We start from the raw sequence: 15698 nt of genomic DNA, 5'->3' as shown, positions 1-15698 counted from the left end.
CTACGTCTGACGGTTTTCTTTTCCTCATTTTTCATAATAAGTTGAGTTTGATGTCAACCTATTTTAGGACGGGGCAAAAACGCAAAAAAGGCTGTTAATCGCATGATTAACGGCCTTTTCACTTTTACGGGAGTACCAAAAGCTGCACCAATTCTCATAAAAAATTGAGTTATTCGGTGAGTCATTTAGAAAATTCCTTCCACTTAGAAACCTGTCAGCGTTTCTAGCACTTAAAGCCCATGGAACAAACGATGAGCTTTTTTATTTCAACTTGCCAACATAATTGAGTAAATGGATAATAAAAGCTATTCAAATTCTCCTTTAATTGGCTTATTTCATGTCAAAAAAAAACACATGAATTTAAAAATTATTCTCTTTATCATTTCATTGTTTTACACCACTAGTTTATGGGCACAAAACAACCAGGTAATTATTATTGAAACCCAAAACACCAGCTTGGTTTTTAGTGGGGAGATTAATGGAAAACTGTATCAGCGCTACCTAGGCAAATCATTACCAAAAGCTAATTATACCAAACTAAGGGACATAAACGATGCCTATATAGGAGCAGGAATGGAAGATGTTTTTGAGCCAGCAATTCGTGTTGTTCACGCAGATGGAAATCCATCCTTAGACTTAAGATTTACCAAGGTAGAAACTAAAAAAGTTGAAGGTGACATTACTCAAACTGATATTTATTTAAAAGACCTTGTTTATCAAACCGAGGTTATACTACACTTTAAGGCTGCCTTTAACGCAAATGTTTTAACAAGTTCTACCGAGATCATCAATAAAGAAAAGAACAGCATTACGGTAAACAACTATGCTTCATCAATGCTGCATTTTGATGCGACTAATTATTACCTTACTCAATTTCATGGTGATTACGCTCGAGAAATGGACATACAGGAAAGTCAATTAACCAGTGGTATCAAAATCATTGATAGCAAATTAGGGAGTAGAACCAATATGTACCAAACACCTGTGTTTTTTTTGTCTCCAAATCAATCTTCAACCGAGAATGATGGTGAAGTAATTGCTGGGACAATAGCCTGGACAGGTAATTTTCAATTCTTATTTGAAGTTGACAGAAGCAATAAATTAAGAATAATTTCTGGTATTAACCCTTATGCTTCTACACTTACAATGAAAGCAGGAGAACATTTTATTACGCCAGAATTTGTTTTTACTTATAGTGCAACTGGTAAGGGTCAGGCCAGTAGAAATTTACACAACTGGGCAAGAAAATACGGGGTTTTAGATGGCAATAAATCGAGGATGATCTTACTTAACAACTGGGAAGCTACACATGTGAAGTTTGACCAGGAGAAATTGGTAGAATTATTTGATGGATCAAAAAAACTTGGTCTTGATTTGTTTTTATTAGACGATGGCTGGTTTGGCAACAAATACCCGAGAAATGATGATAAAACAGGTTTAGGCGATTGGCAGGAAGACCGTAAGAAATTACCAGATGGAATGGGTTATTTGGTAAAAGAAGCTACAAAAAAAGGGATCAAGTTTGGTATTTGGTTAGAACCAGAAATGATAAACCCTAAAAGTGAACTATATGAAAAACACCCTGAATGGGTTTTAAAGCTACCAAATAGAGCAGAAAGTTACCAACGTAACCAGTTGATTTTAGATTTAATTAACCCAAAAGTTCAAGATTTCATATTTGACTTGGTAGATAAAATGATGACCGAAAATCCTGATCTTGCTTACATTAAATGGGACAATAACAGGTTCATGACAAATCCTTACTCTCCTTATTTAGGAAAAGATCAATCTCGTATGTTTATTGATTACACCGAGAGTTTTTATAAAATCATGCAAAGGATAAGAGCTAAATATCCTCATTTACCCATCATGCTTTGTTCTGGAGGAGGTGGTAGAACAGATTATGGCGCACTTAAATATTTCGATTCCTTTTGGCCAAGTGATAACACCGATGCTGCGGAAAGGGTCTTTATTCAATGGGGTTATTCTCAATTTTTCCCGTCTAACACCATTTCTAGCCATGTAACTTCTATGGGAAAACAAACGCTAAAATTTAGAACTGATGTTGCCATGATGAGCAAGTTAGGCTATGATATTAGTGTAGATAAAATGACTCCAGAGGAAATCAATTTCAGCAGTGCTGCTGTCGCCAACTACGGTAGGTTAAATAAAGTGATTTGGTTTGGAGATCTTTATCGTCTAGTTTCTCCTTATGATGAGGAAAGAGCTGTATTGATGTATGCAGATTCTGCAAAAAACAAAGCTGTTTTATTTAGTTACAATTTATTTTTGAGAAAAAAACAAATCTTTGGGAAGGTTAAATTACAAGGGCTAGATGCAGGTAAAGAGTACATTATTAAAGAAATTAATCTGGTACCTGGTGTTACAGCCGAGAGCCCGGAAGATGGCAAGGTTTATAGTGGCAGTTACTTAATGAACATTGGTTTGAATGTTTCTCCTGCTAAGTTAAGACCTTTAAGTAGTATTGTTTTAGAAATTACCAGTAGGTAACTTATGAAGAAGATCATCTTACCGGAATTCCTGAAGTATTAAAAAAATAAAACTTCAAAAATAATTCAATATCAAAATGAGAAAAAAAACAATTATACCACTGATTATTGCCTGCTTTGTAATTGTAGGCATTTCATTCTCCTTTATGAACAAACACGAGAATGATGTTACTCCATTTAAACCCGATGCCGATAATGCTGGATTAAAGTTGCCAGTTGGTTTTGGAGCAAATAAAGTTGCAGACAATTTGGGTAAAGCACGCCATATTGTGATTACCAAAGATGGTAGCATATATATTAAACTAATGAAAGTAGTAGATGGAAAAGGTATTTTGTATCTCCAAGATAAGGATAAAGATGGAAAATATGAAGTTCAGACTGCGTTTTGCAATTACGGTGGAACAGGTATTACCATTAAGAACGGCTATCTATATGCCTCCTCCGATAAAGAAGTATTTCGTTATAAATTAGATGAAAACGAACAAGTAATTGATCCTGCAAACCCAGAGAAAATCATTACTGGGTTATTAGCTGGCAGGCAACATCAAACCAAATCTATTTTATTAGATAATGAAGATCATATTTATGTAAATATTGGTGCCCCTACTAATTCTTGTCAAGAAAATGATAGAGGATTGGAGTCTAAAGGCAAAGTTGGTTGTCCAATTTTAGATTCGGCCGGCGGTATATGGCAATTTAAAGCTAATAAGCTAAATCAATCTTATGCTGACGGCTTCAGATATGCTACAGGAATTAGAAACGTAATGGGCTTAGATTGGAATACACAAAACAATACACTTTATGTGATGCAACATGGTCGAGACAATTTAAACTCTTCATGGCCCAAGCTTTTTAACACCAAACAATCTGCTGAAATTCCGGCTGAAGCTATGTATATGATTAAAAAAGGAGATAATGCAGGTTGGCCGTATGTTTATTATGATACTTATCAGAATAAAAATATCCTTGCCCCAGAATATGGCGGAGATGGAAAAAAAGAAGGCAGCAAAGAATTCATCAATCCTATAGTGGCATTTCCAGCACACATGGCACCAAATGCTTTATTATTTTATACAGGTAACATGTTTCCTGAAAGATATAAACAAGGTGCTTTTGTTGCTTTTCATGGCTCATGGAATAGAGCACCAGAAAAACAGGCTGGTTATTTTGTTGCTTTTGTTCCTTTTAAAGATGGAAAACCCGCTGGAGAATGGGAAATATTTGCTGATGGTTTCTCTGGTGTAAATGAGGTAATGGTGCCAAGAGAGGCATTGCATAGACCTTGTGGTTTAGCCCAAGGACCAGATGGCTCATTATATGTTACAGATGATGTTAAAGGAACTGTTTATAGAATTGGATATAATATTAATAAGTAAATTAAATGAAGAAAATAATAGGTGCTGCCATTTTAATAATTGGATTTTTTTCAAATTCAAATGCACAAATCAAAAAAAAGACTATAGTAGCTAAAACCCCTACAAACCAATTGGCAAACGGAAAGATATTATATGCCAAACATTGTGTAGCCTGCCATCAGGCTGATGGTGGCGGAGTAATGGGTTTAAACCCACCATTAATTAAAACCGATTATGTTTTAGGCGACCAAAAAAGATTGATCAATATCATATTAAAAGGCCTAGATAAAGAAATTGAAATTGATGGCGAAACTTACGCAAACCCTATGCCTGGACTAAGCCACCTCAGCGATCAAGAAGTAGCAGATGTGTTAAGTTATGTCCGTAACAATTTCGGGAATAAGGCAAGTTTAATTAGTCCTGCTCAAGTTAAAGTGATTAGGGCTTCGAAGACTAAATAAATCTCGGAAATAACTAAAAAAGGGTGCCCTTCAAAAGGAGGGCACTGAAAAGCCCTATACGGATGTTCAAATACCTGCTATTGAAAACAAGCTCCGTATAAGGGATACCGATCTATTGAATCTATTGATCGGCAAAACCGTATCATGGCCTCGGTATTACTCCTACTAAAGGTTTCAATTTATAAAGAGATTTGATCATATTACCTTTTTTATTTTTAGTTAATTTGATTTAGCGTGACTTGCAAACACTAATTGTTTTTGAATTGAGGGAGCCTTATTCTTGTCAACAATAATACTTTTACTATTGGCACCTTCAACTCTTACTAAAGCTTGTGCCTCACCCTTAACAGCGATAGCATTAACATCAGCTCCAATTACATTTTCTAGGCGGATAATTGCTTCAGCACCTTTTGTTTCTGGCAAATTCCAATTGCTGATGGTAATATCTTTACCATCTTCACATACTAAAGCAGGGCGTACATCACTGCTGCCTAAATTAAATTTCACATTAATCAATTTAAGGCCTTTTACATGACGAGCCCAAACTCCATAAGCTGGTATTTTTGGACCAAAGGTTTTAACTTCTGGATATTGATCTATTGCCTCAGGAACTACCACACGTGCGTCTTCTATATTACCTCCGCCAGCAAGGGTAATTTCTATATTTTCTAAGGTTAAATTGGTAATATCATGGCCAGGTACGCCTGTAATTAATACACCAGATGGTGGGGTTAATTGTGCTGCATCAGCCGCTTTGGCTTTCACGTTTCTAATCACTACATTTTCAAAAGTTCCTGTGGCTTGTTTGGTTTCTGTATCCTTACGAAAAACACTTAATCTTGACCCTAACCTAAACAACATAGGCGTACGTACTTCATCCATTGTTATATCTGAAATAAGTATATTTCTGAGATAAGCACCATCAACGGTTAACAATTTAATACCTCCGTTTTTGGTATCATAAACATGGCAATTGGTTATCTTAATATTTTCAAAGGGTGCCATAGATTCTGTACCCATTTTTATACCGGCTTGACTACTTTTTAACCTTAAACCAGATACTTCAATATCTTTACAAGCCATTTTACTTGATGTAGTTTTAAATACCAATGCATCATCTCCACTTACCACATCACAATCTTTAATGCGTACTTGTTGGCATCCGTCAATTCCAATCCCATCATTATGTGCAACGCCTACGCTTTGAATTTTTACATTTTCAATTACAATCTGTTTACTTTGAAAATAATGTGAGGTCCAGGCTCCTGCATATTTTAAAGTCACTCCTTTTACAGTTACCCCTGTACACCTTACAATTCGTACTAAAAATGGTCTTAATCCCCATCTTTGTCCTTCTGGGCGAGTATCTGTTAATATATGTTTTGCTTTTATTGCAGAACCTTGTCCGTTTATTGTCCCTTCACCTTCAATGCCTATATTTTTTGCATCTACAGCAACCAATAAGGCCCAACCCACATCTATCCCTAAACCTTCAGTAAATGGATCTAAATTTTGATAATCTTTTAAATCTATGCTGCCCAATAAAACTGCATCTTTCTGTAAATAGAGGATAACGTTATCTTTCATGGCTATGGTACCTGATAAAAATTTACCCGCAGGGATGATTACCCTACCACCTCCATTTTTATGACAAGCATCAATAGCTTTTTGGATAGCTCGTGAATTTAAAGTAGTCCCATCACCAATTGCCCCATATTTAGTGATGTCAAAATCTACTGCCTTTGCATGGCTCAGAATGAATAGGAAAAACAGTAATGCACTTAATTTTTTCATACAATTTAGCTTTAAAAGAAAAGTATTAAACCGATTGGTCGTTTATATTTAACAATGCAACTACGTGATAATTAGTTAAATTTCACCCAATTGAATTGTCCTTTTATTCAACAGTATTAGCACCAAAAAGCGCGATCTGAACATTTAATGTAGCTCTAATTGAAATTGAATAATTAATTACATAAAAAAAATTATTAAAATCTATCCAGCCTTTATGATAAATTTTATCATTTTGGGCGCAAGCAGCTGATGCAAAAACCACCACTGGTTTATACATCATAGGTATTATTCATTTAAAAATGTTTCAAATGCTTGAGGCAATAGATCCAATTAATTGAGTTTTAATAGTGCTTTAGGATTTTTACCCTGCACATCATCATCGTAAAATATTTTATCTATTTTAACTTGAGATGCATTTTTTAAACCAATCACCGTAGGGTTATCCATCGGTTTTACCATTTTCAATTCCGAAAGCTCTGCACCAATTACATCATCTAAAAACATCACATGCCGACTGTCCCTTTTCTCGTAATTAAATACGCTATTTTTGACCGTTAATCCCATTACATGCCTAGCCCATAAACCATAAGAAGGCTGCACTTTTAAATTAGAGACATTATACTGCCCAACACCCAATTCTGGAGGTATTTGCAAAGTATCAGCAACTACATTTCCCCCTTTCACTAAAATTTGTACATCTGTAAAGGATACATTTTTGATATAACCCGTATGTTTACCATTAGGGAGTTTAAAATCTAGTCCGCCTACTACTTCTGAACTATCAGGCAACTTATAACCAGCTATGATCGGACTAGCTTTACGTTGTTTACCATCAAAAGGTTTCCAACGGATATTTGCGTCGCCATAAGAACTTCCACCATAAACCTCTGCTATATCAACTCCGTTAATTATAATATTTTCTACCAAGCCAATGTTCACATTCTTAACCAGCAGTTCATCATGTTTTACTCCATTATCAGTAAAGGCATATTTACCTACTTCGGCACCTAATATCCGACCTCGGTTAGAGATAGAGATAAAAAATGGTGTTGTAGAACGATACATTTTAGACCTAGAATGTAGAGATCCGGTGTGCCCACAATTAAGATGGACGTTTTTAATGTGCGCTCCATCATTGGTCGAGATAGAGAAACCTGCTTTATTTGCTCCCAGAACATAAATATTATCTACACAGATGTCCATGATATCATCAGCCGTTTCTGACCCAATTTGAAATAAATTACAATTGGTATCGCCTATAATGTTGCGCACTTTATAATTATGTGCGGGTCTTGTAAAACCCAATGAACAATCTGAGCCTAGTTTAACAATATCATCAGAGCTTACCTTACAATAAATATTGGTAACAGTAACTTCATTGCAGGCCATAAAATCGTAAATATCACGAACATTGGAAGTGCTATTTTTTCCAAAATAGGTATTGTGAACATTGATTGAATCAGAACCAGTTGCCAACAATGCAAAATGCCCTGCCCTATCAATATTCAGCATATTTTCCACGTTAAAATCCTTTGTACCATCCTTAGCGATATAACAAGGTTCATCTTTAATTGGATCATACCATAAGTCGTTAGCTTTAGCTAGACCTCCTATTTCAATATTGGTGCAAAGTTTTAATGTAAACATTTTATCGGCTCTATTATCGGCCGCATTGTTCATTACATTGTCGCCATTTACTAAATTGCCATCACCTGTAATTCTACCATTTCCAATAATTTTAATATTATCTAAGCGTTCGCCAAAAAACATAGTGTTTCTAAAATAATGATGACCTACATCTTGTTTAGTTAGGTAATTTTCCGGATCGGCATAAGGGCCAATGGCAGTCGGTGATAAGCCTGAGCGATATTTTTTATCACTAAACCAAGTAGTTTCAGGTGCATCAGCCCCTTTTACCGCTTTTATGGTAGCTTCCTTATCTAAGAACAAGTAAACATCGCTTTGCAAATGAACCGTTTTAACTAAATATGTTCCTTTGCTAAACCACAGCGTGCCTCCCCCAATCTTATTCAAATAAGCTATTGCTTCATTAATTTTTTGAGTATCATCTAATTGATCATCGGCATTGACACCAAACTTTTTAATAGCTAATTTTCCGGTATAAAATTGAGCCTGGTTAGAAAACCCTTTGTGTTCGCCATCTTTTACCAATAACCTAAAACTATACAGTAGATTAGGCTTTAGGTTAACCACTTTTGCCGTTCCCTTTTTAGCATCTATAACTGCAGCAATAGTAGACCAAGTTTTGCCTTCATTTATAGATGATTGTAATTGTATGTTTCTTGTATCGCTAATTAACGGCCATTTAAAGCTTGTTGAAGTATATGTTTGTTGAGATTCTTGATAGGCTAAGCTACGATTAACCACCCGTTCAAAATCTGCAATGGTGTTGGTTACTTTTAAAACCGCTGTTTCATTTCCTGTTCCAGCGCTACTTAAAACATTTGGTTGAGCGGTTGTGTAAATAGCTTTAAAAGTAAGGTTCCCACTATCTTTTAACCTTACTCCATTTATGTTGATAATTAAGTCGGCTCCGTTTGCAGGTCTAAAATCTAAATGTTTAAAAGTGATCAGCGCTGTACCATCTGCAGATTTAGAAAGAACTACATTTCCAACCTTTGTATATGAATAACATGAGCCCACCCTACCAATTGACTGACTTGACAATTCGCTTAACTTTACAAAACCTCTGCCTATCACGTTAATACTTGTGTTTTCTAATCTAGGCTCAATTCCTTTCGGTAAAAACAATTGAACAGTTGCATCTGGACTTCTTATTCCCGCTGTGTAGGCAATGGTGATGGTTTTAGTAGTGTGTCGAGTAATTTGAGATTGCGTTAAGCTCAACTTTCCACCTAAAGCCCCTGCTCTTAGAAAAATTGAATACTTTTTTGTGGTGTTTCCATCTTGTGCTGTAACCTTTAATACATCTCCTTCTTGCACAAGACCAGCACTCTTAACAGTTCCATCCTTAGATATAACCTGATAATGCTGCCTTGAACCATCAGCCGATTTAATTTCACTGATCAGTTCACTAACTGTTGCTTGTGTCGCAATCCATCCTTTATCCTCTGGTGTATCTACCGTAAAGCGATAAGTGCTTCCTGTAACCAACACAATTTGATTAGTGTTGATTTGAGCAATGTGTGTATTCTTAATGCCATAACCAATAGTAGTACTTGAACTAGGCGGAGTAGCAAAAGTGTTATAGGTAATTAGTTGTGCAACGAAGAGAATAATTACGATCAGTCTATTCATTTTAAAAATTCTTAATATGTTAAAAATAGAGTATCACGAATTACAAAAATTAGCATTTTAGTAAATGAAATTAACATCTGGCTTGTACATAAAAATTACCTTCAGCGTAATCAATAGTTAAATTATACGAAGGTCATGGGTTCCTTCGGGATAAGGCAATCAATAAGAGTCAATGTGATTAAGATTGATTTTTATGTATTTTAGCAATTAAGGAAACAACCTTTACCTACATACAAAATGTTGTTGATAACATCCGATGATTGATAACACCTGATTAAAAAATAACGTCTTTATAAATTAAAAAATATGATAACAAAAAACGATATTCTAAATCTTGAAAACCAGCTTTACGACGCTATGAAAAATAGTAACGTACAAATACTCGACAAATTGCTGCACAATGATTTGCTTTTCATCGTCCCGAGTGGTGAAACTATTACGAAAGAAATGGATTTAGAAACCTATCGCAATGGAAATCTAAAAATAGCTGAGCTTAGTCCAAATATTGAACAGCTAAATATTATAGATGATCTAGCTGTTATTACGCTGAAAATGAACTTGAAAGGAAGCTATAACAATCAACCCTTTGAAGCCCAATATAGATATATCCGCTTTTGGAAAAATTTCTCCGATGGGATAAAAATTGTGGGAGGAAGCGGTATTTCGATTTAGCCTTTACGATCCACTGGGAATTCATGATGTAAATGCTTCGGAAGACGCGAGTAATACATTGGCTGCGTCTTTATTTAAAAATTACTGTAGAAAAAAGGCAAAGTAATGAAATCGCAATAATGAGTACCTTTATCTTATGAAGTCATTAATCACGCTCCTTTTCTGTATGGCCCTCATCAACAATAGTTCCGCACAACATCAAACCAAGAATTTACGCTATAAAAAACATGCAGGTCTGTATGGCAGTAATTCAGGAATCAGCCTTTTTGAAGATGGCACCTTTCTACTTTACGGTTATGCCACTGGAGTGTTTGGCAGGTATTTTTTTGAAAAAGACTACCTCCTATTCTATCCGGACAAGCAGGAACTATTCGAAGTCTTTGCTCATAAAAACCCTGCTTTAGGGGACAGCACAAGAATAAACTTCGTAGGCTTTGAAAGAGGCAGTAAGACCTTTGTTCAATTTGATCAGGATAGCACACAACAGGTATTCAATGAGGACGCCAATTGTTTTGATGCACCCTTTGTATACCAGAAACAAGGTCGAATCAAAAATCTCATCTTATCCATTTTACCGGAAGCATCTTCAAAGCGAAATGGGGAGGATAAAAGTTCCTGGCATTATTCCAATGAATCCGGCTCCAATGATTTTATTTTAGTCCACAACACGCCTAAGCGCGAATATGAACATTTCTCCGCCATGATCAGTTCTAGTAAAAATGCTGAGGTGATCAAACTTTCCAATTATGGAGGAACTGAAGGTTTTCAGAAACACGGTCCAGAGGAGAAGAAACAATGGCAGGAGATCCTGGAGTGGAAAAACCAATATGACCAATCAAAAGGTCTGAATAAAAACGCTGTTTATGCCAATAAACATTACCATACCTATCCAGAAATAGATATGGCTAAGTACAGCTATAACGCAAAATCCAATCAATATTCGGATCAGTCCGATCAGGAAAATGATGCTTATTATAAGCAAAACCAATACAACGATGCCAGATATCTGCGTAAATATTTAAAGCTTCAACCCTCCTCTAAAGACGAATTTACCGAGGGCACCTTAGCAAATAAAAGCATCTTCTTCAGCATCTGTGGTGCAGGTGCTGAGCAATCCTATCATTATAATGGCTTCGAAAAATACGGGGAAGAAGATGGGAAAATTCCTAACTAAATCGCACCGTCCCGTTTTTCAATATCATGAACTGTTCGGTTATACTTGTCGTATATCATTTCAAAAGGCTCATAATTACGTGTTGGCTTCCAGTGTTCTGTAGTCGTCTGTATATTTCCTTCAATAAATGTTTTAGAATCTATTAAAGTCCCTTTTCTGCTGTCTTTAAATTCAAAACTAACTTTCGATCGTAAGTACTTTTCCAATTGATCAGGTAGAGCTTTAAAATTTACCGCATCACTTTTTATCCTTATTTTATGGTGTTTTTGCTGGTAAGGAAATAACCTATTTGGCCACCATGGGTTTTCCTTTTGAATACATATTGGTAATTCGTTGACAAAAATGATATACTCAGCGTAATCCTCATTCCTGGAATCCGAATAAATAATGGTATCAATGCTATTCCATTTGATGAAACAAGAACAGTCAAATAACACCATTTCGAAATTAATACCATCCGGACTGAAAGCCAATTGATTTCTATTGGACGCTACAGCTTTACCAGGGCTAAAACCAAATACAAACCCATATATCAATAACATTGGGATGATGATAAAAGCTCCAATGAGAATCCAGCCATAAAATGGAATCAGTTCAACTTTAAGCACTGCGAAATAAAGCAATGCACATCCTATTAAAAAGAAAATGACAAGCGGAATAACAAAGAATAAGACTGGTTTTTTTTCAAATATTCTCTTCATGAAATCTCAATTATGGAATGATCCATGTGTTTTTTTGTTGCTGTATCCACTTGTTTGTTATTCTACTAAGTGTCCTTGCATTTGAAACATTCCAGCTAATTTCATTCCTTTTGTAAATTCTTTAAATCTCATATTCGCTTCAGACACGAAAATATCGATTGTAAATGAGTCTTTTATATCTGGATTTGCAGCAAGTTGAACCTTCATAATATAACCTTTTAAACCACCGTCTTCAAGTAAATTCGTTTCTTTATAGTCTACTAGCAGGCCTATAAAGTCAAAACAAGCATAATTAGGTAAATCCTTACTGGGCATATATATGGTAAAGTCATCACTAAATTTGACTGCTCCTTCTGATTTATCTAATATACTCATGTCTAAAACAAAAGCAATTCCGCTAATTTTTACATTCAATTCCTCTTTCGAAAGATAAACTTCTTTATTTTCTGCATAATCGGTGGCAAGATAAATGACTCCAAAATTACCACGGGCACTACCCATTATGATCGCTTCTAAATTGTCAACATTCTCCCATTCGGTTATTTGCTTATTCATCACATCGACTGCATTCTCTGTTTTAATTACGGGCAAAATAGCTATAGGCTTTCCCTCTAAAGTAATGCCTTTCAAAATGACATCTTCATATTCTAATTGAGAAATAGAAACATTATCCTTGGCAATAACAACACCCTTCTTTATAGCCAATGCGAAATGTTCTTTTAATACCTCATCTCCGCCTGGTTTTTCATAACTATCAAAGCCAAATATTCCAGCCCAGGTATTATTCAAATCGGTGCTATTTGATTTCTTAATCTTTAAGCCAATTTCATTTTCAACTACTGGTGATTTTACTTCTTCCCTATGTTGGAAATAATTCTTATTGTCATTGAGCGCTTTTCTAAAAATGAGATCATTCTCTTCCTTACTAAAATCTTTAAACCCTTTATACGTTATTTCATCGTTTTCATAGGAGTAAGGAAGTCCTATTGTACCTTTTTTCCCATTTTTAAAGTGATAAGAAATGCTTATTGCCTTAAGTTCATCTTCAGAAGTTGCAAGTTTATGATTGTCGTCATATGCAAATTGAGAATGATAAAAAATTGTATAGGAATTTATTTCGTTATTGGCTATCTTTTGTTCAAAATTACTTTCCATTTTATGGATTACTTCTTGGGCAGAAAGAGAATAAGAATCATCATCTCCTGAATAAAAATAAAGAAAACCAATAATTTCAGCATTCGCATTCTGATATGCTGAAATAGGTGCAAAATTCCCTTGTTGCTGCATCTCTATAAATCGTACAATATATTCGTTGTATATGCTTATAAATGAAAACAGCTCAGTTTTTGGTATCTCAGACTTTAGCGTCTCCTTAGTTTCTTTTTTTTTGAACAAATCAAATAGTCCCATATTTTTTTTATAATTTCTTGTTAGATGCCACAGTGACGTTAATCATTACGATAATACGAATTCCTTCGCTTAAATCAAGTAAAATTAAACAATCCCCCAGTAAATGTATATTGGAAATTTTGTATCGTAAGGGTTATCTGTAAACCCATTTACATCCAATATAATGATCACTTTTGTCGCTAACAATTTTTCAAGACAGCAGCATCATAATAATGAACACTAAAATCAATAGCAAACCTAAAAACTAAGGAATCATATCCTTTATTTTGGCATACTCAACAAGAAGCAGTTGTTCATCCTATATTATTTACTAATATTTTTAGTTTACATCTAAGTTTTCATAGATTTGTATCATGAACCTTTTTGAAGAAACAGCACTATTTAACGGAGGTATTAAAAAGTATATTGACTTCAACTTACCTGATACAGAATTGCGGCTTTGGCAGCATTTTTTCAGTAAGACTGAAGCAGACAGCTATTTTAAAACGCTTTTTAGAGAAGCGCCCTGGCAGCAGCGCATGCGGAAGATGTACGATAAAATAGTCTTAGATCCCCGGTTAACCGCTTACTATGGAGGAGAAAATGGACTGGAATGGTCACCAGCATTACTGGAAATCAAAGCATCAATAGAAAAAGTCACAGAAATCAGTTTTGACCGTGTGCTTTTAAACCTGTATAGAAACGGCAAGGATTCCGTCTCCTGGCATAGTGATCACCTTCCGGCAGATGGCAAACACCATCACATTGCTTCAGTTACCTTTGGTGACACCAGGATTTTTAAGGTTCGTCATAAATCAACAAAGAACATTCCGCCACTGGATATCCCACTCACTCATGGAAGTTTGCTGCTCATGGGAGAAACCATGCAGCAGCATTATGAGCACCATATCCCAAAAACCGCCAGGGATATTGGCCCGAGAATCAACTTAACATTTCGAATTTCTGAATCTTACCAACAAACTGGTGCTCCGCGATATTAATTCTTTAAAAAGATCTCCCCAATTTACGGGCTTATTCCTAACAAATCATCTCCATTATTAGCATTACTGATATTTAAGTGTTTACCAATCTCCAGCGCCCTTTTATAATGCTGTTCAATCAATGGACGGATTTTAACTGAAAATTCCTTTAGTTCCGGATCAGCTAAGCCTAAGCCATCTGTAAAAAGCTGCATGGTTTTCTGTTGCTGATCTATCATCATACGTATGTATTGTAAATCAAATTCCCGATTAGCCAATGTATTCAACACTTTCAAATCTCCTTCTGCTTTTCCAGATAAGGCTTGCACCAATTGAATTCCTTTTGCGTTAGCGATTCGATTAAGCTCTTCATTAGCGAGCTTATGGTCCTTTAAGATCCTTGCAGCAAAATCTTTTACTTGTTTATCTTTACTTTTATTCATCGCCAAATTAGCTGCTTCGATCTCCAGGAGCTCCGCTGTTGACGCATTTAAGACAAACATTTTCCCATCGCCATTTACATCCACATCTGCAGTAATCGCCTTTGCCCTGAGGGTAGTATCGCTCAAGGAATCTACTACTCCTGTAGCAGCTTCATCTCTCCCATTTCTATCCGCATGGCTACAGGCCTGCATTCCAATCAGTAGAAAGACAGGCAACAAATTTCTCCAATACTTTTTCATAAGTGAATAATTATAGATTTTAAATTAACTGCGCTGATAAGGGCTATCATGATTCAGCAGCCCCTTAACTAAGGCTTTCCATTGTGGATAAGAGAATCCGATTTTAGCACCCCAGCCAACAAAAGTATTACGCACATTATCCAAAGGATGCTCTGTGTCTGTATTAGGAACCTCATTCCTGCCATGTTCTTCAGCATAAATGGTGCGGCCAATACGCTTCACTTGAAAAGTGGAAGTAGCTTGGTCAGTTAAAAAATGTGCCGTATCCTCCTCCTTATTTAAAGGATTATCGGATGGCCTGGCCGTCATACTTAAGACTTCAGCATCACCTATAATCTCCGATTTAATTTTTTCAATTGTCACCCAATCGTATCCACTGCCAGTTTTTGTTCCCGGCCCGGGGATGTCAATTTTAATTCGATCTCCATCAGTGGCCTTACGATGAACAGCAAGGCCATTCGCATCAGTAAGGTAAAAATCTGAGGAAGCTCCGCCAGCAAATTCGGCCCAGCGATTCACATCCAGCAGACGGTCCTTAACAATTTTAAAAAAATGAATAGCTTCAGCTTCGGAACTCAACTCTATCTTTTCGACAGCATCCATTTTCGACCCTATTTCCTGAGCGGGTACATGTGAAGCTCCTGGATCGTTAACGTTTTGACTTTTTTCCATGGTATCTATAGAATTTAAGAATACTTCC

Annotated in this window: 13 protein-coding genes; 6 read left to right on the top strand and 7 right to left on the bottom strand. The window is 35.8% G+C overall.

Annotation, left to right across the window (positions count from 1 at the left end; all coding sequences use genetic code 11):
* Window positions 1-291: 291 nt before the first annotated feature.
* The 3 genes from K7X70_RS24205 to K7X70_RS24195 all read left to right on the top strand — a co-directional run bounded on the left by K7X70_RS24205 (window position 292) and on the right by K7X70_RS24195 (window position 4326).
* On the top strand, window positions 292-2511 hold the full coding sequence (locus tag K7X70_RS24205; protein WP_255607632.1) for an alpha-galactosidase: 2220 nt from the start codon (window positions 292-294) through the stop codon (window positions 2509-2511).
* 76 nt (window positions 2512-2587) lie between these two features.
* Entirely contained in the window at window positions 2588-3886 is a 1299-nt protein-coding gene (locus K7X70_RS24200; protein WP_222539497.1) for a PQQ-dependent sugar dehydrogenase, read from the top strand.
* A gap of 5 nt (window positions 3887-3891) precedes the next feature.
* Window positions 3892-4326, top strand: a complete 435-nt coding sequence (locus tag K7X70_RS24195) for a c-type cytochrome (RefSeq protein WP_222539496.1) — start codon at window positions 3892-3894, stop codon at window positions 4324-4326.
* 219 nt (window positions 4327-4545) lie between these two features.
* Here K7X70_RS24195 and K7X70_RS24190 read toward each other — a convergent pair whose 3' ends face one another.
* From K7X70_RS24190 to K7X70_RS24180, 3 genes are all read right to left on the bottom strand, one after another.
* Window positions 4546-6120, bottom strand: coding sequence for a glycoside hydrolase family 28 protein (locus K7X70_RS24190; RefSeq protein ID WP_222539495.1), 1575 nt, complete (start codon window positions 6118-6120; stop codon window positions 4546-4548).
* 103 nt (window positions 6121-6223) lie between these two features.
* Window positions 6224-6400 carry a hypothetical protein gene (locus tag K7X70_RS24185; RefSeq protein WP_222539494.1) on the bottom strand — a complete coding sequence of 59 codons (177 nt, stop codon included), beginning with the start codon at window positions 6398-6400 and terminating at the stop codon, window positions 6224-6226.
* Between the two features lie 50 nt (window positions 6401-6450).
* Window positions 6451-9399: a glycosyl hydrolase family 28-related protein gene (locus K7X70_RS24180; protein WP_222539493.1), complete on the bottom strand. Its 2949-nt coding sequence runs from the start codon at window positions 9397-9399 to the stop codon at window positions 6451-6453.
* Window positions 9400-9705: 306 nt separating this feature from the next.
* Here K7X70_RS24180 and K7X70_RS24175 point away from each other — a divergent pair, with 306 nt between their 5' ends.
* Both K7X70_RS24175 and K7X70_RS24170 read left to right on the top strand, forming a co-directional pair.
* Window positions 9706-10071 carry a nuclear transport factor 2 family protein gene (locus K7X70_RS24175; RefSeq protein WP_222539492.1) on the top strand — a complete coding sequence of 122 codons (366 nt, stop codon included), beginning with the start codon at window positions 9706-9708 and terminating at the stop codon, window positions 10069-10071.
* A gap of 136 nt (window positions 10072-10207) precedes the next feature.
* Entirely contained in the window at window positions 10208-11245 is a 1038-nt protein-coding gene (locus K7X70_RS24170) for a preprotein translocase subunit SecD (protein WP_222539491.1), read from the top strand.
* Here the strand turns inward: K7X70_RS24170 and K7X70_RS24165 are convergent.
* Together K7X70_RS24165 and K7X70_RS24160 are read right to left on the bottom strand one after the other, a co-directional pair.
* On the bottom strand, window positions 11242-11946 hold the full coding sequence (locus tag K7X70_RS24165; RefSeq protein ID WP_222539490.1) for a hypothetical protein: 705 nt from the start codon (window positions 11944-11946) through the stop codon (window positions 11242-11244). The two genes, K7X70_RS24170 and K7X70_RS24165, sit on opposite strands and share 4 nt — an antisense overlap.
* A 57-nt stretch (window positions 11947-12003) precedes the next feature.
* Window positions 12004-13356: a hypothetical protein gene (locus tag K7X70_RS24160; RefSeq protein ID WP_222539489.1), complete on the bottom strand. Its 1353-nt coding sequence runs from the start codon at window positions 13354-13356 to the stop codon at window positions 12004-12006.
* A gap of 353 nt (window positions 13357-13709) precedes the next feature.
* Here K7X70_RS24160 and K7X70_RS24155 point away from each other — a divergent pair, with 353 nt between their 5' ends.
* The gene (locus tag K7X70_RS24155) at window positions 13710-14336 is read left to right on the top strand and encodes an alpha-ketoglutarate-dependent dioxygenase AlkB family protein (protein ID WP_222539488.1); all 627 of its coding nucleotides are present in this window, start codon (window positions 13710-13712) and stop codon (window positions 14334-14336) included.
* 23 nt (window positions 14337-14359) lie between these two features.
* On the opposite strand, the gene K7X70_RS24150 is transcribed toward K7X70_RS24155, so the two are convergent.
* Window positions 14360-14998 carry a DUF4142 domain-containing protein gene (locus K7X70_RS24150; protein ID WP_222539487.1) on the bottom strand — a complete coding sequence of 213 codons (639 nt, stop codon included), beginning with the start codon at window positions 14996-14998 and terminating at the stop codon, window positions 14360-14362.
* A gap of 24 nt (window positions 14999-15022) precedes the next feature.
* Complete coding sequence (locus tag K7X70_RS24145; RefSeq protein ID WP_222539486.1) at window positions 15023-15670, bottom strand: hypothetical protein; 648 nt, start codon at window positions 15668-15670, stop codon at window positions 15023-15025.
* Between the last annotated feature and the right edge of the window lie 28 nt (window positions 15671-15698).

The organism is Pedobacter polysacchareus (assembly GCF_019802255.1).
Taxonomy (GTDB): Bacteria; Bacteroidota; Bacteroidia; order Sphingobacteriales; family Sphingobacteriaceae; genus Pedobacter; species Pedobacter polysacchareus.
Note: the sequence above shows the minus strand (reverse complement) of the source record. Positions and strands in the feature narration are given on the sequence as shown.

What these genes read in the sequence shown, in the direction of transcription:
- K7X70_RS24205 (WP_255607632.1), top strand. Translation starts at nt 292, where the DNA reads ATGGATAATAAAAGCTATTCAAATTCTCCTTTAATTGGCTTATTTCAT.
- K7X70_RS24200 (WP_222539497.1), top strand. Translation starts at nt 2,588, where the DNA reads ATGAGAAAAAAAACAATTATACCACTGATTATTGCCTGCTTTGTAATT.
- K7X70_RS24195 (WP_222539496.1), top strand. Translation starts at nt 3,892, where the DNA reads ATGAAGAAAATAATAGGTGCTGCCATTTTAATAATTGGATTTTTTTCA.
- K7X70_RS24190 (WP_222539495.1), bottom strand. Translation starts at nt 6,120, where the DNA reads ATGAAAAAATTAAGTGCATTACTGTTTTTCCTATTCATTCTGAGCCAT.
- K7X70_RS24185 (WP_222539494.1), bottom strand. Translation starts at nt 6,400, where the DNA reads ATGATGTATAAACCAGTGGTGGTTTTTGCATCAGCTGCTTGCGCCCAA.
- K7X70_RS24180 (WP_222539493.1), bottom strand. Translation starts at nt 9,399, where the DNA reads ATGAATAGACTGATCGTAATTATTCTCTTCGTTGCACAACTAATTACC.
- K7X70_RS24175 (WP_222539492.1), top strand. Translation starts at nt 9,706, where the DNA reads ATGATAACAAAAAACGATATTCTAAATCTTGAAAACCAGCTTTACGAC.
- K7X70_RS24170 (WP_222539491.1), top strand. Translation starts at nt 10,208, where the DNA reads ATGAAGTCATTAATCACGCTCCTTTTCTGTATGGCCCTCATCAACAAT.
- K7X70_RS24165 (WP_222539490.1), bottom strand. Translation starts at nt 11,946, where the DNA reads ATGAAGAGAATATTTGAAAAAAAACCAGTCTTATTCTTTGTTATTCCG.
- K7X70_RS24160 (WP_222539489.1), bottom strand. Translation starts at nt 13,356, where the DNA reads ATGGGACTATTTGATTTGTTCAAAAAAAAAGAAACTAAGGAGACGCTA.
- K7X70_RS24155 (WP_222539488.1), top strand. Translation starts at nt 13,710, where the DNA reads ATGAACCTTTTTGAAGAAACAGCACTATTTAACGGAGGTATTAAAAAG.
- K7X70_RS24150 (WP_222539487.1), bottom strand. Translation starts at nt 14,998, where the DNA reads ATGAAAAAGTATTGGAGAAATTTGTTGCCTGTCTTTCTACTGATTGGA.
- K7X70_RS24145 (WP_222539486.1), bottom strand. Translation starts at nt 15,670, where the DNA reads ATGGAAAAAAGTCAAAACGTTAACGATCCAGGAGCTTCACATGTACCC.